Source organism: Gracilimonas sp. B-17, from assembly GCF_056857935.1.
The window spans coordinates 907,826-932,550 of sequence record NZ_JBSXOA010000012.1 but is presented as its reverse complement, the minus strand read 5'-3'; the positions used below and the strand labels follow the sequence as shown (position 1 = coordinate 932,550).

Here is a 24,725-nt window from a genome sequence, read left to right as displayed (position 1 = left end):
AATGGTTTCAATTAAAAGTTCAGGTTCAAGCCCAGAACAAAGGTTCGTGGTCTTGGGTAGATATTATTATCAATACCCCCAAAGACTTCAGGATCGAGTCCACTGTAATCTGTGATCACAAATACATTTTGAACCGTTGCTGAAATACGCAGGCTGTTCAGTACATCAAATACATCATTGAATGTGTAGCCAACGTTAACATTATCAAGTCTCAGGAATGAAGCATTCTCTACATAGTAGTCTGAGAAGAATTGTGAGTTCATAAAACCGGTCTCAAGTACTGATGCAGGAGCATTTCTGAGGTATCCTTCGTACAGCATCTCACTGTAGAAAGCATTACCTGAGGCTACGTTATTGTAAACGTAGTTTCCAAGACTTGCATGCCCTGCAAAAGAAGCATCCCAGTTCTTGTATTCCATTCTGGAAGAGAATCCAAATTCATAATCAGCTGCAGGACTTTCGTAACGGTATTTATCTGCATCATTTACAACACCGTCACCGTTTCTGTCAACATACAGTCCTTCGATCGGCATTCCGTTAGCATCATATACCTGCTCATAAACGAAGAATGAATTTCTTGGGAAGCCTACACTGTGGATCTGGATCGTGTTACCTACACCACCTGAAATCCCACCGGTTTCAACTCCGATATAGTTAGGATCATCAACGGTAGTGAGTTTCGTGATCTCGTCAGTGTTTTTCGAAACGTTAACACCTAGTTCCCAATACGTATCCTGTGTATTGATGATACGGCCGGCGATCTCAAACTCAAGTCCCTGCACTTCCAATGTACCAACATTAGAAAGAACGCGATTGGTAAAGTTAGATCCCGCAGCAACCGGCACAACATTCAGAAGGTCGTTTGTTTCTCTATAGTAACCTTCGATCTTACCGAAGATGCGATCGTTCAGGATACTGTAGTCAATCCCTACATTATAAGTGGTTGTTTCCTCCCACTTCAGGTTGGCGTTGTATCCTTCCGGTCTCAGCGTGGTAATGAATTCATTGCCAAACTGATATCTCGCGGTAGGCTGACTGTAGGTGTATTGTGGTAAATATGGGTAATCACCCTGCCCGATCTGTTGCTGACCGGTAACACCATATCCTACTCTCAATTTAAGCTGATTCAAGCCTTCAAAGTCATCCATAAAGCTTTCTTCGTGGATCTTCCAGGCCAGAGCTGCCGACGGGAATAGACCCCAGCGGTTATCTTCTGAGAATCTTGAAGTACCATCCTGACGCAGAGTTGCTGTCAACAGGTACTTGTCTTTGAATGTGTAGTTCAAGCGACCAAAGAATGACACAATATAGTTTTCAGTGGCATAATCGGTGTCTTCACGAACATCCAGAGTACCCTGTCTGTAGAAATTGGTCACATAATTGGATCCTTCTGAGAATCTGTGCTCCCAGGAATACCCTGCCAATACATCAATTTCACTTTCCCAGTCTTCAATAATTGTATCGTAGTTCACATACAGATCTAACAATTCGTTCTCTTTGCGCTGATCATAGTTTGATCTAAGACCTGATGTCGAAAGATTACCTGAATATTCAAAAGCTGCAAAATCAGGTACTACAACGTTACCATCAGAGACATCTGAATAATCAAAACCGGCATTTACCACGGCATTAAGGCCGTCAACAAATGGCAGTTCGTAGTCTAGTTTCACATTACCAATGGCACGATAAACAGTTGATTCATCATCTCTCAACTCAAGCAACGCCAGTGGATTATCAGGTGCCAATGGATTTGGGTTTCCATTAACATCAGTCCATGTAAAGTAACCACCATATTGGTCGTATGGAGCTCCACCAGGTTTAACCGGTTGAGTTGGATCAAAAATAACAGCGGAACCAATAGCTCCCTGGTTACCAAAATTGTTTTGAACCTGTGTTCCTTTAAAATTAACGTCCAGTTTAAGGGCGTCATCAAGGAAAGACGGGTTCAGGGCAACAGATCCTGTAAGACGGTCATTACGGTCAGTTAACAGGATACCTTCGTTTCCTGAAAATCCTAATGAAACACGATACGGAAGGGTTTTGTAAGCCCCTGAAACACTTATGTTATGATCCTGGCCGACAGCATTTCTGTAGATCTGTTCCTGCCAGTCAGTCTCAGCATTACCTAAGCGCTGTGTTCCGTTGGTGCCAAACTGATCTTCCACTACCTGTCGGAATTGATCCGGGTCAAGCATGTCTACCCCATCACCGTAGATCTGGTAAGAGGCCTTGGCAGAATAATTAACCTGAAGAGCCTGACCTTCTCGGCCTCTCTTCGTATTAATGATGATCACACCGTTAGATGCGCGCGACCCATAAATAGCTGTTGCTGAGGCATCTTTAAGGATGTTGATCGATTCAATATCATTCGGATTGATCGTGTTAAGAGGATTTCTCATACCTGAAACACCTGTACCATCCAAAGGCACACCATCCACTACAAAAAGTGGCTCATTACTTGCTGAAAGTGAAGAACCGCCACGAATACGAATGGTGGCACCACTACCGGGAGCACCATCACCGGAGGTAACACTTACACCCGCTGCTTTACCCTGGAAAAGTTCCTGTGGAGATGTAATATTACCCGGATTGAAGTCAGCAGTACTGATGTTACTGACCGAACCGGTGTTGTCACCCTGTTCCTGAGTGCCATAACCAATTACAACCAACTCTTCTCCGGAAATGGTCTGGGATCTCAATTGTACATTAATTTCTGTTCTTCCATTAATTGGAACCAGCTGGCGCTGAAAACCTAAAAATGAAAAAGCAAGAGTATCCTGTAAGCTTGGGACTGCTAATTCATAATAACCATCCGGGTTTGTAGTGGTCCCGATCGTAGTTCCTACCACTAAGATATTTACCCCCGGAAGAGTTTCTCCGTTTTCGCCATCAATAACAGTACCAGTAATTGTGGTCCTGCTTTGCGCTGTTGCTTCCGTATTTCCAATCTCCGAAAATAGCAATCCGGCCATCAACGGAATAACTGCAAGCATCTTGAATGCGTTGAAGCTAAACCAGTCGACAGTAGATCCTAATATCGGTATCGCTGTTTTTTTCATGTTAAATCTCCAATGTTGGTTTTTTAATTGGCTGAAGTGTTAAAATTCATTTCTCCAATTAAGGTATGTAAGCGCTTACATTTTTTCAAGAAAGATTTAACAAAACCGTAACACCCATTAATCTAATCCAGATATTAGATTTTGATAGTACTTTGGGGTAGGTGATTGTTTTTATGCAATTAACACATTACTAACAACCCTAGAATGGCTTATTTAATTGATGGTGACCGGGCTATCAACCTCAATAATTCACCCTGTAAATGCTTGCAGGCAAATATTTTATGTAAGGGCTTACATCATGCAGGGATCACTGTTCAATTGAACTCCTGCCGTATTTTTCTTTGATGTAATTATTTAGAATAGTTCTGAATTCTTCTCCAATATGGTCTCCCCTGAGAGTGGTGGAATGTTCTCCATCGATGTATACCGGGGCTTTCGGTTCCTCGAAAGTACCGGGCAATGAGATCCCTATGTTGGCATTGCGGGATTCACCGGGACCGTTCACCACACATCCCATTACGGCTACATCCATCTCTTCTACCCCGGGATAGGCCTTTCTCCATACCGGCATGGACTCAACTATATATTCCTGAATTTCCTGGGCCAGTTCCTGAAAGTACGTACTTTTGGTCCTTCCGCATCCGGGGCAGGCGGTTACCTGTGGAATGAAACTTCGGATCTTCAGCGATTGCAGTATCTGCTGCGCAACCTGAACTTCAAGGGCACGGTCGGCTCCCGGTTCAGGGGTCAGTGAAACACGGATCGTATCCCCGATCCCCTGCTGAAGGATCACTGCCAAAGCAGAAGCACTCGCCACCATGCCCTTCATTCCCATTCCGGCTTCGGTCAGACCAACATGCAGTGGATAATCTACTTCCTCAGCAATCCGCTTATAAACCGTTACCACATCCTGTACACCTGACATCTTACAGCTGATAATGATCTTATTTGAAGGCAAACCCACGTCTTCTGCCAGTTGGGAGGAACGCTTGGCACTTTCAACCATCGTATCCAGCATCACTTCCTTGGCCGTTTTTGGTTTATCGAGTTCATTATTGGCATCCATACGCTGTGCCAGAAGTTGTTGATCCAGTGAGCCCCAATTCACCCCTATTCTTACCGGTTTATCATATTTAATGGCTTGCTCCACAATGGTTGTAAAATTCTCATCACGGGTCTTGGTTCCCGTATTTCCCGGGTTGATCCTGAATTTTGCAAGAGCCCTCGCCATCTCAGGGTATTTGGTCAGCAGTTTGTGGCCATTGTAGTGAAAGTCCCCGATAACGGGAACAGGGATCCCTCTTTTCAACAATTTTTCTTTTATATATGGAACTGCTTTGGCTGCCTCATCATTATTAACTGTGATCCGAACCAATTCAGAACCGGAACGGTAAAGGTGCTCTATCTGATCGGCCGTTTCATTAATATCTGCTGTATCTGTATTGGTCATGGATTGAACAGCGATCGGGGCACCACCACCAACCGGCACATTCCCGACCATCACCTGAATGGATTTACGTCTCTGAATATCAGCCATTATTGATCTTTTTTACTCAGTTCAAACAATTTCTTCTTTTCCTCTTTAGTGAGCGCATCATAACCACTTTTGGATATCTTTTCTAAAATGGCATCCAGTTCTGTTTGATCCACTTCTTCTACGATCTCTGCATCCTGAACGATGTGCATATTCTTATTCCTTCCCTTCGATCCTTTACCCTTACTTTTGGGTTTCACTTTTCCAAAGAGGTATTCAAAATACCGGATGATCATGCTCAGGTCAGTTCCATTCTTATGGGCTTTGATCAGTAGGTATCCACCCAGGGCACCTCCGATATGAACCAACCGGGCAATTCCGTCTCCGGCTCCTACAAATAAAATATCGATCGCTATCCACCCGGCTACAAAATAGCGGGCTTCGATCGGTGGGAATAGAAATAACATGATAGGTGCTTTTGGATACAACATTGCAAAAGCTACCAGCATACCGGTAACAGCACCGGAGGCCCCGATCACCAGCGCATTGCCAAATACAAGAGCCAAAGCAGCATCAAGTAAAGCCCCCAGAATACCCGCTCCAAAATAGATCACCGTGAAGGTGCGCGGACCAACGGTTTCTTCGACGGCTCTTCCCATCCACCAAAGCCATAACATATTGAACAGGATATGGAGGAATCCGCCATGCAGGAACATGTAGGTGATCAATCGCCAGGGCTGGGTCAAAAAGGTTGGGAAAGCGGGGTCAAAACCAAGGTAATTTACCAGCCAGTTATTCAGGCTTTGTCCGCCAAAGATCTGCACGATAAATACCGCGACATTTGCCAGAATAATAGTGCGGATAGCCACCGGCATGCGCATGAAGCCATACTTTATGCCTCCCCAAAAAGAATCAAATGGCATCTGGTTGCGCATATTGCCACCACCGCCACCAAAATTAAATGAACCTCTTCCTCTATCCATAGTTATCCGGTTTTTTCAGTCCCCATAATTTAATGAGTGCGTAACCAACAGCCAATCCTCCAAGGTGAGCAAAATGAGCGATGCCACTGTTTGGCATGGAAAGACCCTGGAACAATTCGAAAGCTCCATAGATCATCACAAAGTATTTGGCTTTTATGGGTATGGGCGGTATCAACAGCATGATATAGCGGTCCGGAAACATCATCCCGAATGCCAATAAGATACCAAACACCGCACCCGATGCTCCCAGTGTGTACGTAAAGTACCCACCTAAGAACATATGAATGACCGCTGCACCGACGCCCGTTAATAGATAGTAAAGCAGAAATCGTTTGGAGCCCCAAAGATTCTCTATAGCCTGGCCAAATATCCAGAGGGCAAAAAGGTTAAAGAAAATATGACCAAGACTAGCATGCAAAAACATATAGGTTACCAATTGCCAGGGCATAAATCCCTCTCCTAAAGGATTCAGTACCAGGTATGGTGCTATCGCGGCTCCAATGGGAGTCCAACCGGCTCCAAAGATCTGTTTAGTCAAAAGAAAAGCCAAACCATTAATGATCAACAAGTTCTTAATGACCGGGGGAAATAAAGTAAATTGGGTATTAGGTGAAAAATTATCCAAAAATATCTGCTTTAATGATGATTCTTTTTGATGCGTGAATATACGTTGATTCCACTCAAAGTTACGCCCGGAATTCCTTGTCCGGGAAAGGTGGTATCTCCGCAAAGATACAAACCTTTGAATGGAGTTTCGTTCGGGGTCCACTTGAGCAAGCTTCGTGCCATACTTTGAGGTATGCCACCCACTCTGCCCTTTTTACGGTATACCCAGTTTTCCCAGGTAACCGGTGTGGCCGTATGTATCACATCGATCTGTGCGTTCGAAAAACCTGGAAGTTTGTTTCGCAAAGTTTCAACGACGAAATCCTGAACCTGTTGTTTGGCTTCTTCGTATGTTCCGTTCAGCGCATACCATTTTTCAGGAGAGGCATGTGTTGATACGTTCAATGTCCTCATGCCCTCTTCTTTGATCCTCGAGGCATCCCCCGGTTTCGACATCGACACAAATATGGAATCAGAGTTTGTATAGGGCACGGTTTCTCCATTATCCAAGTGGATCTGATTGTGCAATGGCAGGTCGGCCGGATAAACGTCATTGGTAGCAATACCTATAGTGATCGCTCCCCAGGCTTCGTCAAAGTCATTGGCTTCAGACTTGAAGTATTGACTCATCTCACCGTCAGTGATATTCTGTATATTCCAAACCGGAACATTAGAAACTACGATCGGGGCACGATATGTAAACGTCTCATTCCGTTTATTTTTGGTATGAACCGTATAATCATTTTCATTTTTAATGATCTGCTCAACCCCTTCCTTTGTGTGCAATGCTCCGCCTTTGCCTTGTACATAAGCCCTGATTGTGTTGATCATTTCCAGAAGACCGCCCGGCACATAGAAGTTTGAATAATTGGTATAAGTGAGACCTGCTGCTCCAAATAGAAAGGGGGTTTCCTCTGATCTAGCCTGTGCTGTGATCATCAACTGCTCGTCCACAAAACGTTTGAATTTGGGGGTATCCACTCCAAACTTCTTCATTACTGTATTTACCGACCTGAAGGCATATTTTAACACCCACACATCAAGTGGACTGTTATTGATGGCAAGCCGGCCCCACTCTCTCATTTTTTGCGGAGGAAAGAATGGATTTTTCAGGGAAACCTTCCATACCAGGTCAGAAACCCTGAAGGCCTCTGTCCAAAATTCATTTTGAGCTTTCTCATTTCGGAAAACGCGAGCGCATTCCTTGATCCATTTTTCACGGTCTTTGTAACGAGTGATCTGTTCGCCATCTATCCAAACCGACATACTTGGAGTGATCTCCTCACGGGGAATCTTGATGCCGGTTTCCTGTTCCAGCTTCCATAGCGGCTGGTGTTCATCAAAACCAATAAGCGTGGTTGCTCCTGATTCAAAGACATATCCTTTCCTGTAATATGAGGAAGAGCACCCCCCGGGAGCATGAGCCTTTTCGAGGATCAGTACCTTGTATCCATCCCTGGCAAGCATAGCTCCGGCACTCATACCTCCCATACCTGAACCAACTATAATAGCGTCGTAGTCTGTATTTATTTTCATGTTGGTGTAACATGAATTTGTGGCCTAATTGTTCCCGCCGAATGGAACGCAGATGACACAGATCCGGCGGATGGTCATTGATGTAAAGATCACATCAAACCAGGACAATTCGCTCCGACGCAGAGCGTCAGAGCGAGGGAGGGCTTGCCTTAGGTCATTCGCGGATTCGTCAATCATCCATCATTCGGCTCAGTTGACTTGGGCAATCGATATTAAAATGGGTTGAGCCGGGTGATGGATCAGGCTGTTGCACCCTATATTTGCTCTAGCTCCGAGTTGACAACTCAACAAAACCTCCCTCCATCACCCCGTTTCTCTCCTGATAACACCAAAATTTCGAATCAAAGAAAACGGAATGATGGATAGCTGGATCAAGCGGTGTTCAGTGTTAATATTCCATCCATGCTATGCATATATTCTCCACCAAAAAACTATGTTTGCATGAGTAAAGCTTATTCCTTCGAAGAAACATACACCGGTATCGATTTCACCAAAGAGACATTTGAAATCGGTGATTATGAGTTATGCCGGTTCATCAGTTGTAACTTCCCAAAAACTGAACTTTCTGAATGTGCATTTATTGAATGTGAATTCGAGGCATGTGACCTCTCTATGGCCAAACTGTATGGTACATCCATCAGGGATTGCATATTCAGGGAGTGTAAGCTGATCGGGCTTCAGTTTGATACCTGTAATGATTTTTCATTTTCGGCCGAATTTGAAGCTTGCAACCTCAACCTTTCTTCATTTTTTGGTGTGAAACTGAATAATGGATCGTTTAAAGACTGCACCCTTCAGGAAGTCGATTTCACCCAAACTAATTTGAAAGGCACCGACTTGGAAAATTGTGATCTTGCCAAAGCCACTTTTTCCGCCACTCTGCTTCAAAATGCCGACCTGACCACCTCTTACAATTACTCCATCGATCCGGAACTTAATAAGGTCGAGGGAGCTAAATTTTCGCTACAGGGACTTCCGGGTTTACTGGATAAGTACGGCATTGTTATTACATAACCCCTTTTCGCTCCGACGCAGAGCGTCTGAGCGATGGAGGGTTTATCCTACCGTATTTCAGTCATTGATCCGTTATCCATCATTCGGCTCAGGTTACTTTAGCAATAGATGTTAAAAATGGGTGAGCCGGGTGATGGATGGATCTAGGTATTGCACCCTGACTTCTTCAAGGTTAATAACTCAACAAAGCCACACTCCATCACCCCGTTTCTTTCTTTATAACACCTAAAGATCGAATCACAGGAAACGGAATGATGGAATATCATGAATGAATACTGATCACTGTTAACTGCTAACTGATCACTGCTAATGTGCTTCCAGCCAGTTATCCGCTATACCGGCTTCCACTTTGAGAGGAACATCCAGGTCTACAGCCTGTTCCATCAATTCGATGATCTTGTCAGGCACTTCGTCAAGTTCGGTTTCATGGATCTCGAATATGAGTTCATCATGTACCTGAAGCAACATTCGACTTTTCTTCTGATTCTCGATCAGCCAATGGTGGATCTCGATCATCGCCAGTTTGATGATATCAGCCGCTGTACCCTGAATAGGCATGTTGATGGCCGTACGTTCGGCAAATCCACGTACATTCCAGTTACTTGCTTTAATATCCGGTATGTAACGACGGCGACCCAGCATCGTTTTTACGTACCCGTGTTCCCGGGCAAACTCCTTGGTGTCGTTGATGTACTTCAGGATATTTGGGAATCGTTCAAAATATTGATCGATCATCTGTTTCCCTTCATCGTTCTCGATCCCTAAACGTGAGGCAAGACCATAAGCACTCACCCCGTAAGGAATCCCAAAGTTCACTTCCTTGGCCTTTCTTCTCTGATCACCTGTTACATCATCCAGGCTATCCAGGTCAAAGACTTCCTTGGCTGTTCTGGCGTGAATATCCTCGTCGTTTTTGAAGGCCTCTATCATGGCCTTATCTTCCGAAATATGAGCAATAACCCTTAATTCAACCTGTGAGTAGTCAGCAGACATGAGCTTGAAACCTTCTTCAGCCACAAAAGCTTTTCTGATCTCGCGGCCTCTTTTTGTGCGAATGGGAATATTCTGCAGATTGGGATTTGAGGAACTGAGTCGGCCTGTAGCAGCCACACTTTGATTGAACTCAGTGTGTATACGGCCGGTTTCCTCAACCACCAGGTCCGGTAAGGCATCCACATAAGTTGATTTGAGCTTAGTGAGCTGACGGTAATCCAGGATCAGGCTAGGCATCTCATATTTTGGAGCCAGATTTGTAAGTACTGATTCAGCGGTGGAATATTGTCCGGTCTTAGTCTTTTTACCGGCAGGCAACCCCATTTTATCAAACAGGATAGTACCCAGCTGCTGGGGTGAGTTGATGTTGAATTCCTCTCCTGCTTTTTCATAGATCTGTTCCTCAAGTTCCTTAAGGTCCGTCTCCAGGTCTTTTGAGAACTCATTAAGCATCTCGGTATCCAGCTTGATACCCTTCAATTCCATATCAGCCAATACCTCCATCAGTGGAAAATCTACCTTGTATGCGATCTCAAGAAGTTCATCATTTTTAAGCCGTTCATTCAGGATCTCATATAGACGCAAAGTAATATCAGCATCCTCGCAGGCATAGAGATACACATCCTCTACTTTCAGGTCGGCCATCGATTTCTGTTTCTTTCCCTTCCCGATCAGGTCTTCAATGGGAACCGGTTTGTAATTCAAGAGGCTTTTCGACAATTCATCCATTTTAAGCCTCTGATTAGCATCGATAAGATAGGCCGCGATCATGGTATCAAAAGCGTTGCCTTTAACTTCCAGGCCGGCCCGTTTAAGGATCATAAAGTCAAATTTATAGTTATGGGCGATCTTAAGAATATGATCGTCCTCAAACAATGGTGTAATGGTCTCAATGACCTCACTTTCATCCAGCCCACCCTCAACATTTACCGGGATATAGTAAGCCGTGCCCGGGGTAGCTGTCAGTGAAATACCAACCATTGAGGCCGTGACAGGATCCGCACTATCCGTTTCAGTATCAAAACAAAAATGATCTTCGTCTTTGTATTCATCCACTAAGCCTTTCACCTTGTCAAGGGTGTCGAGCAGAGCATAATTGACCTTCTCCTCATCCAGTTCCTGCTTGGGAGCTTCCTCCTTGAAAGAACCGAACAGATCCACCTGATCTCCTTCCTTATTGGCGACCGGACCTTTTTCCCCAAGGTATTTTTTGGTCAATGTCCGGAATTCCATGCGCTTGAAAAAGAGTCCCAGCTGTTTATTATCCGGACCGGTCCATTCAAGTTCTTCCCACTCAACTGTATCAGGCACATCGGTCTTGATCGTAACCATTTCCTTGGCATGTAATGCCTGATCTCCAAACTCCGTTAAACCTTCACGGGCTCTTTTCCCCTTGATATTTGGGGCATCCTCAATAGCTGCTTCCAGTGACCCATATTTTTTGATGAGCTTAGGGGCTCCTTTCTTACCGATCCCGGGCACACCGGGAATGTTATCAGCGGTATCCCCGATCATAGCCAGCACATCGATCACCTGTTCAGGGTAAACCCCAAAGTATTCCATCACCCCTTCCCGGTCAATAATATCAAATCCACCGTTATTATTATCCGGTTTCATCATATGGATATGATCATGCACCAGCTGCATAAAATCCTTATCAGGTGTGACCATCATGACGTCCACATCATCAGCATTAGCTCCGTTAGCTATCGTGCCAATGATATCATCCGCCTCATATCCATCCTGTTCCAGGTTCTGTATCCCCCATGATTCCACCATTTCTTTTATCAGCGGGATCCCGATCTTAAGTTCTTCCGGTTGTGGAGGGCGGTGAGCCTTATATTCCTCATCTTTCTCATGGCGAAAGGTGGGAGCATGTGTATCCCAGGCAACGGCTATATGGGTTGGTTCCTTTTCATCCAGCATCTTCTGCAGGGTATTGGCAAAACCGAGAACAGGTCCGGTTGGAATTCCCTCCGAATTTTTAAGCCGGCTGTTGATAAATGCAAAGTGAGCCCGGTATGCCAGGGCCATACCATCCAATAAATAAAGCAGTTTTTTCGACATGAATTTGGTTAAGTTTAGAGCCTTAATTTTCTGATGGAAACTAATTTTTTTTGACCCGAAATACGAATGAAGATTCGAACTTGATCAAACTCCGTAGGGGTATTTCATGAATTACCCCTACGGAGTTTGGAAATAAATTTATATGAACATCCAAGAACTCCCGAAAATTGAATTGCACCTCCATCTTGATTGCTCCTTGAGCTTTGATGTTGTACAAAAACTTCGTCCGGGAACCACAAGAGAAGACTACGAACGGGATTTCATAGCTCCTAAAAATTGTGCCAGTCTGGAAGAATACCTCAAGTGCGCCGCTGCTCCCATTGCCATAATGCAGACCAAGGAACAGATTGAAGCTGTCACACTCGACCTCTTTAAGCAATTGAAAGCTGATCATGTGATCTATGCCGAGATCCGTTTTGCCCCCCTTCAACACCTCGAACAGGGATTAACGGCCCGGGAAGTAGTTGACATCGTAGATAAAGCAACATCCAAAGGTATAGAAAAAACCGGGGTGGAAGGCCGGATCATTCTCTGCACACTGCGTCATTTTTCTGAAGAACAAAGCATGCAGACCATTAAACTGGCTGAGGAATTCAAGAATACCAATGTAGTTGGGTTTGATATTGCAGCTGATGAAACGCTTCCTATCGATGATCACATCAAAGCCTTTGAATATGCTAAGGAACATGACATTCCATGTACTGCACATGCCGGAGAAGCACGCGGACCAGAAAGTGTAAAGGAAACGCTGGAGTATTTTCACCCCGCTCGCATTGGACACGGGGTCAGAAGTATCGAAGACCGAAAATTATTGAATGATCTGAAAGAAATGAATATTCACCTGGAAGTATGCCCCACCAGTAATGTCCAAACCGGGATCTATGAAAATGTGGCTCAACACCGCATAAATGAGATCTACGAGAATGGAAATTCACTTAGCGTGAATACTGACGGACGGGCCATTTCTAATGTAAACCTCTCCGAAGAATACGAGAAACTTAACCGGCACTTTGACTGGCAAAATGAGCATTTCCTGAAGGTCAACCATTACGCCATTAATGCGGCGTTTTGTGATGATGCTACTAAAGACAAATTACGCAAAAGATTAATAGAAGGGTTTAAAAATACGTAGGGCGTATTGCGATACGCCCCTACTGGTATTTTAAACGTTAAAACGGAATAACAGCACATCCCCGTCTTTTACGACGTAATCTTTTCCTTCCTGCCGCATTTTTCCGGCATCACGGGCCGCTTTTTCTGAACCGAGTTCCTTATAGTCAGAAAAGGCAATGGTTTCTGCACGAATGAATCCTTTCTCGAAATCAGTATGGATCACTCCGGCGGCCTGAGGGGCTTTGGTCCCCTCTTTGATGGTCCAGGCACGAGCCTCCTTTGGTCCTGCTGTAAAATAGGTGATCAAGCCAAGCTCCCTGAATGCCCCTTTGATCAACCGGTCAAGTCCGGCACTTTCAACCCCAAGTTCTTCAAGGAACATCTCCTTTTCGTCTTCATCCAGTTCAGCGATCTCTGCTTCGATCTTGGCACAGAACATCACCACTTCATCATCATGTTTTGAGGCGATCTTTTTGACGGTATCTACATACTCATTACCCGATTCCAGGTCTGACTCCCCAACATTACAGGCATATAGTACCTGTTTGGCTGAAAGTAGAAAAAGATCTTTATAGGCTTCTCTTTCTTCTTTTGATACCTCAAAGGTACGTGCTGAGTTTCCCTCACCTAAATGATCAGCCAGTCGCTGTACCACATCCAGTTGTGCAACGATCTTTCTGTCCCCGCTTTTGGCTTCCTTTTTGAGCTTTTCAACTCTCTTTTCTACACTTTCAAGGTCTTTCAGGATCAGCTCTTCTTCAATGATAGTGATATCTCTCTCAGGGTCCACGCTGCCTTCCACATGAATGATATCATCATCATCAAAACACCGTACCACATGCAGGATAAGGTCTACTTCACGGATATGTGACAGAAACGCATTACCCTTTCCCTTTCCTTCAGAGGCTCCCTTTACCAGTCCGGCAATATCCACGAACTCGATGCTGGCAGGCAGTACGTTCTTCGATTCAGCCAGTTCAGCCAGCTTATGAAGTCGCTCATCAGGTACAGGCACCATTCCCACATTGGGATCAATGGTACAAAATGGAAAGTTAGCAGATTCCGCTCCTGCATTACTCAGGGCATTAAATAAAGTTGATTTACCAACGTTGGGCAAACCAACGATTCCACATCTTAAACTCATCTTCTAATTCTGTTTTAAACGTCTAAACTTTTCTGTTGAAATATCTTTTTGTCGGGAAGTAAGATCGCTGTAAGCACACCAAAACCCGGTCGGTCATACACACATCCGGTATCTATACCGATCATATTATTTTTGATCAATGGTTCTTCAACCGGTGTGTGTCCAAACACGACCGTTTTTTCCCACTCATTGTTATTCGTATAAATATGATTTCTTTGCCAGATGAATTGCTCCCTCTCATATTCACTGTCCAGATTTTCCTGTATGGTCATATCGGGTGAAATACCGGCATGAACAAAGAAGTAATCTTCCGTTTCCCAGTATAACTGAGTCTCGTTGAAAAAATCGTAGTGTGCCTTAGGCAGATCGAAATCACCGGGGGTTGAATTATAGTCCTTAAGGGTAGTTTCACCTCCATTACTCAACCAGAGATCCCATTCCCCCTTTTCATAGGCATCCAGTAACATTTGATCGTGATTACCCCTCAGGAAAACGCAATCGTGATATTGGTTGAATTCGAGTAAGTGATCTACCACTTTTTTTGAATTGGAGCCACGATCGGTGTAGTCTCCCAAAAACACATAGAATACATGATTACCAAACTCGGATTCAAGTGTTTCAAGCATTACCTCAGTGGTTTTGGCACAACCGTGAATATCCCCAATGGCAATGATCTTTTTGTCTTTCTGCATTATTTATGATCCCAACGTTTTTTGAATCAGTCCTCGTCCTTTTTTATTAATACGTCCTGATTCATTAAGGTCGGTCAAAGCCGCATCTAAAATTCCATTTATAAAACGACCCGACTTGGCTGTTGAGTATCGTTTTGAGATCTCAATGGCTTCATTGATACTAACCTTGGTTGGGATCTCCTCAAAATATAATAACTCGCAGATCGCCATCTTCAGTATAAGTCGGTCGATGAGGGCGAGCCTTTTGATATCCCAGTTTTTGATATGTTCGATAATGACCTCATCGAGTTCTTCTTCATGCTCCAGCGTTCTGAAGAAGAGTTTTTCAGCAAATCTCCGCAGCTCTTTATCTTTGTTAAAATCTTCCTTTTTGATAAGCGTGTCCACAATATGCTGAGTGTTATCCTTGCTCAGCTGGTAAGCGTAAATTGCTTTGAGAACAGTTTCTCTAACTTGTCTGCGTTTTATCATGCCAAATAACTAATCTTAATGAGCGCCAAAGATACGGGATTGTTTAAACAATTGTGTACTGTGATGGGAAATTTTATCACTATAAAGAAGTAGTTCGGTGATTCGGTCTATCGGTCGTTCGCAATTCATATGCATTGAATAACGATTCACCGATGGACCGAATCTGGCTCCACTGATAAAACTCAAAAACTTTCGTTGTAATCCTCCCGAAAAGGTGCCTATATTTGGGGCTCTTTCTTCTAATAAAATGCGTCCTTAGCTCAGTTGGTTAGAGCGTTGCATTGACATTGCAGAGGTCACTGGTTCGAATCCAGTAGGACGCACTTTACAATATATCCCTACTCATCTACACCACCCTCGACAGCCTTTCTTTATCCGGGCCGTCGAATTTCTCATTCTCTTTCTTTTCAAAACTGAACCGGAAGCAGGTGCCATTATCAGTATTAAGATCGTAAGAGGCTCCCAGCTGCTTTGCCAGGGTTTTGATCAGCGTCATCCCCATGGAACTGTTGATATCAGCTTTCATTTCCTCCGGCATTCCCACCCCGTTATCACACATCTCAAATAAGATATTTTTTTGGTCTTGTCTCAGTTTAATTAAGATCTGCCCCTCCGGAATTCCCTCAAAAGCATGCTTCATGCTATTGGTCAACAGCTCGTTTAGTATCAAGCCACATGGAATGGCCTGAATAATTGGCAGCTTTACATCTTCTACATCCAGGCTGATCTTAATTTCTTTATCCTTTAGTTTGAGCGTCCGGTATATCACATTACTCAGTTCTTCAAAATACTGGGCCAGATCTACTTCAGAGAAATCCTCACTCTTATATAATTTTTCATGTACCAGCGCGATGGAATTCACTCGCATCTGACTTTCCCGAAGGATCCGCTTAGCCGACTCACTCTCAGCCGAGTAGGTCTGTAATTCGAGTAACCCGGTAATAACAGCCAGGTTATTCTTTACCCTATGATGGATCTCGGCCAGCAGCATTTCCTTTTCACGCAGAGATTCATAGATCTTACTCTCTGCCTCGATCCGGTCCGTTATATCCACATATAAACCATAGATACCAACAATGTTTCTCTCCACCACTACCGGCACCACATATATGATCACGTCAATGACGGTGCCGTCTTTACGGATACGTTTTTGGGTCACCTGTTTGACCTTTTCACTTTCGCTTAATTTAACAGCCTCATCATGCTCACTTTCAGGGACGATCAGCTTATCAAGCTCCAGGCCCTTTAATTCACTTTCCCTGTATCCGAACATCTGTTCAAAACCATCATTCACCATCTCAACTTCACGGTGGGCATTCAACAAAGTTATACCGATCGGTGTAGAATTGAATAACTTACTCAATAACCCTTCCCGCTGCTTAAGTGCTTCTTCAGAGGCTTTACGTTCACTGATATCCCGTTCAATGATGATGAGTACATCTTCCCCAAAATAGTTACCTGAATTCACCAGGAACTCGGTTGGAAAGATCTCGCCATTCTTTTTGCGTCCCCAGCCTTCATATTTATAAGTTCGTCCTTCTTCTGCTTTTTCAATGATCTCGTTTATACGTTCTTCATCATATTTACCGGGAGCGGCAAGTAGCTTGTTGTGCTTACCAACAATTTCGCTCCGCTTATACCCAAAGGTTTGCTCCAGTCCTTCATTTACTTCAATGATATGCCCTTCATTATTCAGCAGATAAATGGCATCACTAATGGAGTTAAAGAGGTCCTGATAACTCATCATACTCCTTTTGGTTTCCAGGAGTGCCTCTTCACGGTCTGTGACATCATGGGTCAAAGAGTACACAGAGACCAGATCATTATGACTGTCATATAGCAGGGAATTATACCATTCACAATATATGACCTTTCCATTTTTGGTCACATTTCTGCAAATCACCGTGAATTCCTTCCCTCCTTCATCGATCGTTCTTTCTACCTGATGGATCACATACTCCAGATCGTTCTCGTGAATGAACTCACTGATCAATCCCTTTTCTGAAACCGCTTCCTGAGAAGTGTAACCAAATAATTCCTCGGCTTTTTTTGACCACCGGCTGACATTCATGTTCGCATCCCATTCTATCTCAGCCAGCGGAAAATTATTAAAGCTGATCTGACTCGAAAGCAACTCTCCCCTTACAAACTTTTTAGAGATGAGATCGGTGACATTATGCGCAATTACCAGTTTAGATGGGTTTCCCTGATATTTGATCATATGGGCAGACAGCTGAAAGTATTTTAGCCCTCCGTCCTCACAGCCAAACTCCCAAATGTCATTTGAATTCAGCTTTTTTTGAGCACCGGCACTCAGGTTCAGGGCAGAAGGTTCCACTTTTGAACCAAGCTTCAGGATCTTTTTTCCGACCATATATTTTCGGGAATAACCTAAAAGGTCCGTTGCTGCTTTGTTTACATCCAAGATCTTCAACGTAGCCTGTTCGCATACGAACATAGGCTGAGCGTCAAAGAAACTTACTTCGGAGTTAAAAATCATGAAGTTTCTGTGCTACAGTATCTTAGTTATGTGCCGATCGAATATCACATTAATAGTCTAGCAATTCCAATTACATTTCATTAGAAAATATCTAAGGAATAAGGCTGTGTGTGCATTCCATTTTTTTTATCTTACGGACATTAAGAATTTTGAGAATTAAATATTGAATGGCTGACCAAAAAATTACTTTAACTTTACCGGACGGAAGCGAACGAGAATATTCATCAGGTGTCACCGGCTTGGAAGTCGCACAATCTATTGCAGCCGGACTGGCCCGTGCTGCACTCAGTGTTACGGTGAACGGAGAGATCATAGACCTTGACCGACCTATCACCGAAGATGCGAACATCACGATCAACACCTGGGATAGTGAGGATGGTAAATATACGTTTTGGCACTCATCGGCTCACCTTCTGGCTGAAGCCATTCAGGAATTATACCCTGAGGCCAAGTTTGGTATTGGACCGCCCATAGAAAGTGGATTTTATTATGATATTGATTTTGGGGATAAGCAGGTCACACAGGAAGACCTACCCAAGATCGAGAAGAAATTCATTGAAATGGCTCGAAAGAAATCTGAATTCGAGCGCAGAGAAGTCAGTAAGGAAGAGGCTCTCTCCTTCTACAGGGAAAGAGGTAATGAATATAAAGTCGATCTGATCGAAGATCTTGAGGACGGAACTATCACTTTTTATGAGCAGGGTGATTTCACGGATCTTTGCCGTGGCCCTCATATCCCCTCCACAGGTGATGTGAAAGCAGTGAAGCTCACCAGTCTGGCCGGAGCCTATTGGCGCGGTGATTCTGACAGCAAGCAACTGACCCGTATCTATGGGATCAGCTTCCCAAAACAAAAAATGCTGGGTGAGCACCTCAACCGAATTGAGGAAGCAAAAAAACGTGACCACCGAAAGCTCGGAAAAGAGTTGGGTATCTACATGATCGATAACATGGTGGGCAGTGGCCTGCCGATGTGGTTACCTAACGGAACCATCTTACGAAGAACGCTTGAAGCTTTTCTGAGAGATGAGCAGAAGAAACGTGGATATAAGGAGGTTATCACTCCTCACATCGCAAACATCGAATTGTATAAAACCTCAGGGCATTATCCTTATTACAAGGATTCCCAGTTCAACCCCATGGAGGTTGATGATGAGGAATACATGCTAAAGCCAATGAACTGCCCTCATCACCACAGGATCTATTCCAATGAGATGAGAAGTTACCGGGACCTGCCACTCAGGCTTGCTGAGTTTGGCTCCGTTTACCGTTATGAACAATCAGGAGAGTTGAGTGGATTGTCACGCGTGCGCGGATTTACGCAGGATGATGCTCATATCTACTGTACACACGATCAACTGAAACAAGAGATCAAGAACACCATAGAATTGACACAGCTGGTATTCAATACCTTTGGCATGCCTGTGGATATCCGGCTTTCGTATCGTGATGACAACGATAAAAAATATGGCGGTAATACGGAGTATTGGGATCGCGCCCAAACTGAGATCCGTGAAGCAGCAGATGAAATGGGATTGGATTACAAGATCGCTCCCGGAGAAGCCAGCTTTTATGGACCTAAGATCGATTTCATTATCCGTGATGCTATAGGAAGAAAATGGCAACTTGGTACTGTACAGGTAGATTATGTGATGCCGGAACGCTTTGACCTCACTTATGTGGGTTCTGATAATGAGAAACACCGTCCGGTTATTATTCACCGGGCGCCTTTTGGATCCATGGAGCGATTCACTAGTATATTGATCGAACATTTTGCCGGTGATTTTCCGCTGTGGCTATCACCAGAGCAGGTCAGGATCCTTCCTATTTCGGATGATCAGATCTCATACGCCAAAGAACTTGAAACTGCGCTACTGAATATTGGTGTCAGAGTTTCGGTAGATGAACGCAGTGAGCAGATCGGAGGAAAGATCCGTGATGCTGAAACGAGCAAGACACCATATATGTTAATAGTTGGTGCGAAAGAAGTTGAAGATAATACAGTTTCGGTACGCCGTCATAAGCACGGAGATATTGGAACTTTCAATTTTTCTGATTTTCTTTCAGACATTAAAGAAGAAATTAACACAAAAACTTTACCTAAAGACTAACAAAACAACGAGGTTACTATCGCAAGAAGAAACTTTCAGAGACGACCACAAAATGAGGATCGTCCCCGAATTAACGACGAAATAAATGCGTCCCAGGTTAGAGTCATCAAACCGGACGAAGAACATGAGATCACAACTGTTGATCGTGCCATAAAAATTGCCGAATCCTTTAACCTGGATCTGGTAGAAGTCGCACCTAAAGCCAAACCTCCGGTTTGCAAGGTTATCGACTTTGGTAAATACATGTACGAAAAAAAGAAAAAAGAAAAAGAAGCCAAGAAGAAGCAGCATACTGTTTCGGTTAAAGAGCTTCGCTTCCGTCCAAATACGGATGATCATGATCTGGAATTTAAAACACGCCACGCACGCGAATTCCTGGAAGGCGGTGACAAAGTAAAAGCCACAGTTCAGTTCCGTGGGCGTGATATGCTATACACTGAAAAAGGCGAATTATTGCTTCTGCAGCTTGCTAAAGACCTATCTGACGTTGGTAAGATCGAATCAAAACCCAACATGGAAGGCCGCAGAATGATCATGATGCTAACCCCGTCGAAAAGTTAATTCCTTCATTGCGAAGGGCTATAAATCTCCCTATTTTATAAGTCTTTAAATTTTCACAAAAGTTGGTGGATTTCCATGCCAAAAATGAAAAGTAACAGTGGAGCTAAAAAGCGGTTTAAAGTTACCGGTTCCGGTAAAATTAAGCGTAAGAAAGCTTTTAAGCGTCACATTTTGACTAAGAAAAGTAGTAAAACTAAGAGACAGCTTGGAAAGGCTACATTGGTTGACAAAGCCGATGAGAAGTCTATTAAAAAGCAGATCCCTTATAAATTTTAATCTTTAAACTAACGACAAAATGCCACGTTCATTAAACCTTGTGGCTTCCCGTCGCCGTCGCAAAAAGATTTTAAATCAAGCGAAAGGTTACTGGGGCAAGCGTAAAAACGTTTACACCATTGCGAAGAATGCAGTAGAGAAAGGTCTTCTGTATCAATATCGCGATAGAAAGAATCGTAAACGTAATTTCCGTCGATTATGGATTACCCGCATCAATGCGGCTGCACGACTAAACGGTACTACCTATTCCAAGCTCATCCACGCGATGAAGCAGAAGGATATGCAGATCAACCGTAAGGTTCTTGCTGATCTAGCCGTACACGATGCTGACACGTTTGCTACTATTGTAAAGGAAGCCACTGCTTAATTGCATAATTTATGATATAAACCGGTAGATCTTTTTCATAAGGTTTACCGGTTTTTTTATTTTTGGGAACTATTATTTAGCTATCCTGATAATGTAGCGGCAATTCATGAATTGCCGCTACATTATCAGATCATTAGCCCTGGTTCCGACGCAGAGCGTCAGAACCAGACCTGGACTTACATCAAAAAACCTATTAGTAACAGATTTACCTCCTCGCTACGCACGCTCAGCGTCGTAGCGAATTGTATATTGGTCCTCCCATTTATTTGTGGGAATTAAATCATGATTAAATCACATAGAAAAAGCATCATATGCTTGATGACATAAAAGTATTAGAACAAGATATTCGGCAATTTGAAATTGCTGATGAAGATCAGCTTGAAGCGTACCGCCTGGAGTTTCTATCCAGAAACGGACGGGTTCAATCCATGTTCAAGAATATGGGAAAGGTTCCAAAAGAAGACCGGGCTGAAGTTGGTAAAGCTATGAATCAGGTGAAAAACCTGGCAGAAGGCAAGTTTGAAGATGCTAAACTTGCACTGGAACAAGACCAAAGTAAAGACCTCAGCGCCAGGGATGATATCACCCTAACTCCTCCATCCTATCCCATTGGATCTTTGCACCCTCTTACCCAGACTCTGGAAGAAATGAAGTCTATTTTTTACCGTCTTGGTTTTACCATTGCTGACGGTCCTGAGATAGAGGATGATTTCCATAATTTTACAGCTCTAAATTTCCCTCCCAATCACCCTGCAAGAGATGAGCAGGATACTTTTTTCATACGAAAGAGTGATGATCCTAATATGCAGGACCTCGTTCTCAGAACCCATACCTCTCCTGTTCAGATCCGATTGATGGAAAACACAGAGCCGCCTATCCGGGCCATCATGCCTGGACGTGTTTACCGAAATGAGGCGGTTTCACCAAAATCTTATTTCCTGTTCCATCAGGTTGAGGCTTTATATATTGATGAGAATGTAAGCGTTGCTGACCTCAAAGAAACGCTGATCACTTTTGCCAAGCTGATGTTTGGATCTGATGTGAAATACCGGCTGAGACCGGGATTTTTTCCTTTTACCGAACCCAGTTTGGAAATGGATGTTTGGTGGGGCTCTGAGAAAGACGGCAAATGGCTGGAGATACTTGGTTCCGGTATGGTAGATCCCAACGTTTTCAAACATGCCGGCGTTGATCCCGAAAAATACACGGGTTTTGCCTGGGGCATGGGCGTGGAGCGTATCGCCATCTTACGCCACGGAATTGATGACATCCGAACCTTTTATGACAATGATATTCGCTTTTTAGAACAGTTTAACTAAATACCTCCTCTACTTTAATGAAAGTATCTTACAACTGGCTTAAAGAATTTATTGACCTTCCGCTAACGCCGGAGGAAACGGCTGAAAAATTAACACTCATTGGTCTCGAAGTTGAGGAGATCGAAGCTTTTGGAAGCTCCCTTGAAGGAGTGATCGTGGGTGAGGTTTTGAATGTCCGGGCACACCCGAATGCCGACCGGCTTCAGATCTGTGACGTGAATCTGGGTGATTCCAAAACTCAGATCGTATGTGGTGCAAAAAATGTAGCGGCCGGACAGAAAGTGCCCGTTGCCACTGTTGGCTCCACCCTCCCGATCAAGCTGGATGACGGTTCCAGCCTCACTATCAAAAAAGCCAAGCTCCGGGGCGAGGTTTCAGAAGGAATGATCTGTGCCGAAGACGAATTGGGACTTGGTACCGACCACTCAGGTATCATGGTACTCGATGATGGTTTGGATATCGGAAAACCGATCTCTGAGATCTTTGATCTGTATGAGGATACTATCATTGATATTGCCATCACCCCTAACCGGCCGGATGCAACCTGTCACCTTGGAGTAGCTCGTGACCTGGCAGCCGCATTGGACCTGGAATTGAAAAAACCAGAGGTACCAGCAGGCAAAACAGCCGTAAATTCGGACGACATCAAGATTTCCATTGAAAACTCCGAGAAGTGTCATCGTTATGTGGGAAAAATGGTCAATGGTGTCGTGATCAAAGAGTCACCAAGCTGGCTCAGAAATAAGTTGAAAGCCATTGGTGTTCGCCCGGTAAATAACGTTGTGGATTTAACCAATTACGTGATGTATGAAATGGGACAACCATTGCATGCTTTTGATTATGCAACCATTGGAGGCAAAGAGATCATCGTAAAAGATTTTGATAAAGAGATCGATTTTGAGACCCTGGATCATGTGAAACGAAAGTGTTCTCCCGGCACATTATTCATTTGTGACGGAGAAGGTCCGGTAGCTATTGCAGGTGTCATGGGTGGTGTAGATTCTGAGGTTAGCGATAACACAACCGATATCCTTATCGAGAGTGCTTATTTCGAACCTGGTTCGATCCGTAAAACAGCAAAGGAGCAGGCATTGCAAACCGATGCATCTTACCGTTTTGAACGAGGTATTGATCCCAATCTGCAGTCTATTGCTGCCGAAAGAGCGGCACAACTCATAGCTGAAGTAGCCGGAGGAAATATCTCAGAAGAAACAATCGATATATATCCTACCAAAACGGATACACATCAACTGACTCTCAGAAAAAGTTATACCAACCGCCTATTAGGAACTGATTTCGATACTGAAAGCATTGTTGAAATATTAGATGGCCTGGAACTTAAAGTGATCTCAAAGGATGAGGATACTATTACGTATGAGATCCCGACCTTCCGACCTGACCTGGAGCGCGAAGTGGATCTGATCGAGGAAGTGGGCCGCTTATTTGACTATAATAAGATCCCCTCTCCTGAACACGGAATATTTGTCTCATCAGAAGCCATCAACGACTGGGAAAAACTGAATCAGAAGGTTAGAGAAACCGCACAGCAGCTGGGTTTACGTGAGATCTATTCCAACTCGCTTATCGCTGAAAAAGATGCTGCCCTGTATGGTGATAATGAGCAAATGATCAATGCTCTCAATCCCCTGAATAAGGACAACAGTACACTTCGCCCTTCCCTTCTTCATGGTTTCATGAAGTCTGCCTCTTATAACTTCAATCGTAAAGCATACGGGGTTCGGTTTTTTGAACTGGGACATGTTTTTAATGCCGACAAAGAAGGAACATACTATGAAGGCATCAAGGAAGAAGTTCATCTGTTGTTTGGATTGGCAGGACTCAGGAATGTGGATTCATGGTCTGAGGAAGCACAACCATATTCGGTCTTTGACCTCAAATCTTTGGTAAATGCTTTCTTTGTGAAAATGGGATTGTCTGAACATATCAGTTCAAAGGCTTTGGATAGCGATACGCTGGAATATTTCTGGAAAGACCAAAAAGTCGGAAGCCTGTTTTTACCTTCTGATAAGCTCAAGAAAGCCTATGACTTTGAACAGGAAACTTTTGTTGCCGAGTTATCAGTAACTGCTATTGCTGAAGTATTGGCTGCCGTTACCGAAAATAAATTCAAACCGGTTCCGAAATTTCCGTCGTTTGAGTTTGATTTTGCAGTGATTGTGTCCCAACAAGTTACCGCCGGCGAGATGATGAGCGTGATCAAAAAGAAAGCCGGTGATCAGCTTGAAGACATAAGCATCTTTGATGTTTTTGAAGGGGAATCGATCGGAAAAGGGAACAAAAGCCTGGCCTTCAGACTACATTTCCTTGATCGTAACAAGACCTTGAATATCAAAGAAGTAGAACCTATTATTCAGAGAATAGTTAAATCCCTCGAAAAAGAATTTTCAGCTGTATTGAGAGGTTAGTTCTAACGATACT

General features: G+C 43.8%; 18 protein-coding genes and 1 tRNA gene. 9 read left to right on the top strand and 10 right to left on the bottom strand.

Going from position 1 to position 24,725, the window contains the following annotated elements; translation table 11 throughout:
- Nucleotides 1-11: 11 nt before the first annotated feature.
- The 5 genes from AC13FX_RS12395 to AC13FX_RS12375 form a co-directional block, all read right to left on the bottom strand.
- Nucleotides 12-3,059, bottom strand: a complete 3,048-nt coding sequence (locus tag AC13FX_RS12395; protein ID WP_482881044.1) for a SusC/RagA family TonB-linked outer membrane protein — start codon at nucleotides 3,057-3,059, stop codon at nucleotides 12-14.
- Nucleotides 3,060-3,366: 307 nt separating this feature from the next.
- Entirely contained in the window at nucleotides 3,367-4,596 is a 1,230-nt protein-coding gene (gene ispG / locus AC13FX_RS12390; RefSeq protein ID WP_482881043.1) for a flavodoxin-dependent (E)-4-hydroxy-3-methylbut-2-enyl-diphosphate synthase, read from the bottom strand.
- Nucleotides 4,596-5,516 carry a rhomboid family intramembrane serine protease gene (locus AC13FX_RS12385; protein ID WP_482881042.1) on the bottom strand — a complete coding sequence of 307 codons (921 nt, stop codon included), beginning with the start codon at nucleotides 5,514-5,516 and terminating at the stop codon, nucleotides 4,596-4,598. The genes ispG and AC13FX_RS12385 overlap by 1 nt, the downstream gene beginning before the upstream one ends.
- Nucleotides 5,509-6,141, bottom strand: coding sequence for a rhomboid family intramembrane serine protease (locus AC13FX_RS12380; protein ID WP_482881041.1), 633 nt, complete (start codon nucleotides 6,139-6,141; stop codon nucleotides 5,509-5,511). Before AC13FX_RS12380 ends, AC13FX_RS12385 begins: the two co-directional genes overlap by 8 nt.
- Before the next feature lie 11 nt (nucleotides 6,142-6,152).
- A complete protein-coding gene (locus AC13FX_RS12375; protein WP_482881040.1) occupies nucleotides 6,153-7,658 on the bottom strand; it encodes a phytoene desaturase family protein in 1,506 nt (501 codons plus the stop codon).
- Between the two features lie 441 nt (nucleotides 7,659-8,099).
- On the opposite strand from AC13FX_RS12375, the gene AC13FX_RS12370 reads away from it, so the two are divergent.
- A complete protein-coding gene (locus tag AC13FX_RS12370; RefSeq protein WP_482881038.1) occupies nucleotides 8,100-8,672 on the top strand; it encodes a pentapeptide repeat-containing protein in 573 nt (190 codons plus the stop codon).
- Between the two features lie 306 nt (nucleotides 8,673-8,978).
- On the opposite strand, the gene polA is transcribed toward AC13FX_RS12370, so the two are convergent.
- The gene (gene polA, locus AC13FX_RS12365; protein ID WP_482881036.1) at nucleotides 8,979-11,732 is read right to left on the bottom strand and encodes a DNA polymerase I; all 2,754 of its coding nucleotides are present in this window, start codon (nucleotides 11,730-11,732) and stop codon (nucleotides 8,979-8,981) included.
- Nucleotides 11,733-11,874: 142 nt separating this feature from the next.
- Between polA and add the strand changes: the two genes are divergently transcribed.
- Entirely contained in the window at nucleotides 11,875-12,864 is a 990-nt protein-coding gene (gene add / locus AC13FX_RS12360; RefSeq protein ID WP_482881035.1) for an adenosine deaminase, read from the top strand.
- 30 nt (nucleotides 12,865-12,894) lie between these two features.
- On the opposite strand, the gene ychF is transcribed toward add, so the two are convergent.
- The 3 genes from ychF to nusB are packed head-to-tail and all read right to left on the bottom strand — an operon-like array spanning nucleotide 12,895 to nucleotide 15,152.
- Nucleotides 12,895-13,989: a redox-regulated ATPase YchF gene (gene ychF / locus AC13FX_RS12355; RefSeq protein WP_482881033.1), complete on the bottom strand. Its 1,095-nt coding sequence runs from the start codon at nucleotides 13,987-13,989 to the stop codon at nucleotides 12,895-12,897.
- A gap of 14 nt (nucleotides 13,990-14,003) precedes the next feature.
- On the bottom strand, nucleotides 14,004-14,681 hold the full coding sequence (locus AC13FX_RS12350) for a metallophosphoesterase family protein (RefSeq protein ID WP_482881032.1): 678 nt from the start codon (nucleotides 14,679-14,681) through the stop codon (nucleotides 14,004-14,006).
- A 3-nt stretch (nucleotides 14,682-14,684) separates the two neighbouring features.
- On the bottom strand, nucleotides 14,685-15,152 hold the full coding sequence (gene nusB, locus AC13FX_RS12345) for a transcription antitermination factor NusB (RefSeq protein ID WP_482881031.1): 468 nt from the start codon (nucleotides 15,150-15,152) through the stop codon (nucleotides 14,685-14,687).
- A 249-nt stretch (nucleotides 15,153-15,401) separates the two neighbouring features.
- Between nusB and AC13FX_RS12340 the strand changes: the two genes are divergently transcribed.
- Nucleotides 15,402-15,475 (top strand) — tRNA-Val (locus AC13FX_RS12340).
- 23 nt (nucleotides 15,476-15,498) lie between these two features.
- Here AC13FX_RS12340 and AC13FX_RS12335 read toward each other — a convergent pair.
- Nucleotides 15,499-17,652, bottom strand: coding sequence for a PAS domain S-box protein (locus AC13FX_RS12335; RefSeq protein WP_482881030.1), 2,154 nt, complete (start codon nucleotides 17,650-17,652; stop codon nucleotides 15,499-15,501).
- A gap of 167 nt (nucleotides 17,653-17,819) precedes the next feature.
- Between AC13FX_RS12335 and thrS the strand changes: the two genes are divergently transcribed.
- The 6 genes from thrS (at nucleotide 17,820) to pheT (ending at nucleotide 24,712) form a co-directional block, all read left to right on the top strand.
- Complete coding sequence (gene thrS, locus AC13FX_RS12330) at nucleotides 17,820-19,763, top strand: threonine--tRNA ligase (protein WP_482881029.1); 1,944 nt, start codon at nucleotides 17,820-17,822, stop codon at nucleotides 19,761-19,763.
- Between the two features lie 18 nt (nucleotides 19,764-19,781).
- Nucleotides 19,782-20,324: a translation initiation factor IF-3 gene (infC, locus tag AC13FX_RS12325; protein WP_482881674.1), complete on the top strand. Its 543-nt coding sequence runs from the start codon at nucleotides 19,782-19,784 to the stop codon at nucleotides 20,322-20,324.
- A gap of 75 nt (nucleotides 20,325-20,399) precedes the next feature.
- Nucleotides 20,400-20,600 carry a 50S ribosomal protein L35 gene (gene rpmI, locus AC13FX_RS12320; protein WP_103663706.1) on the top strand — a complete coding sequence of 67 codons (201 nt, stop codon included), beginning with the start codon at nucleotides 20,400-20,402 and terminating at the stop codon, nucleotides 20,598-20,600.
- Nucleotides 20,601-20,619: 19 nt separating this feature from the next.
- Nucleotides 20,620-20,967, top strand: a complete 348-nt coding sequence (gene rplT / locus AC13FX_RS12315; RefSeq protein WP_482881028.1) for a 50S ribosomal protein L20 — start codon at nucleotides 20,620-20,622, stop codon at nucleotides 20,965-20,967.
- A 311-nt stretch (nucleotides 20,968-21,278) separates the two neighbouring features.
- Complete coding sequence (gene pheS / locus AC13FX_RS12310) at nucleotides 21,279-22,286, top strand: phenylalanine--tRNA ligase subunit alpha (RefSeq protein WP_482881026.1); 1,008 nt, start codon at nucleotides 21,279-21,281, stop codon at nucleotides 22,284-22,286.
- A 17-nt stretch (nucleotides 22,287-22,303) separates the two neighbouring features.
- Nucleotides 22,304-24,712, top strand: coding sequence for a phenylalanine--tRNA ligase subunit beta (gene pheT, locus AC13FX_RS12305; protein WP_482881024.1), 2,409 nt, complete (start codon nucleotides 22,304-22,306; stop codon nucleotides 24,710-24,712).
- Nucleotides 24,713-24,725: the final 13 nt, after the last annotated feature.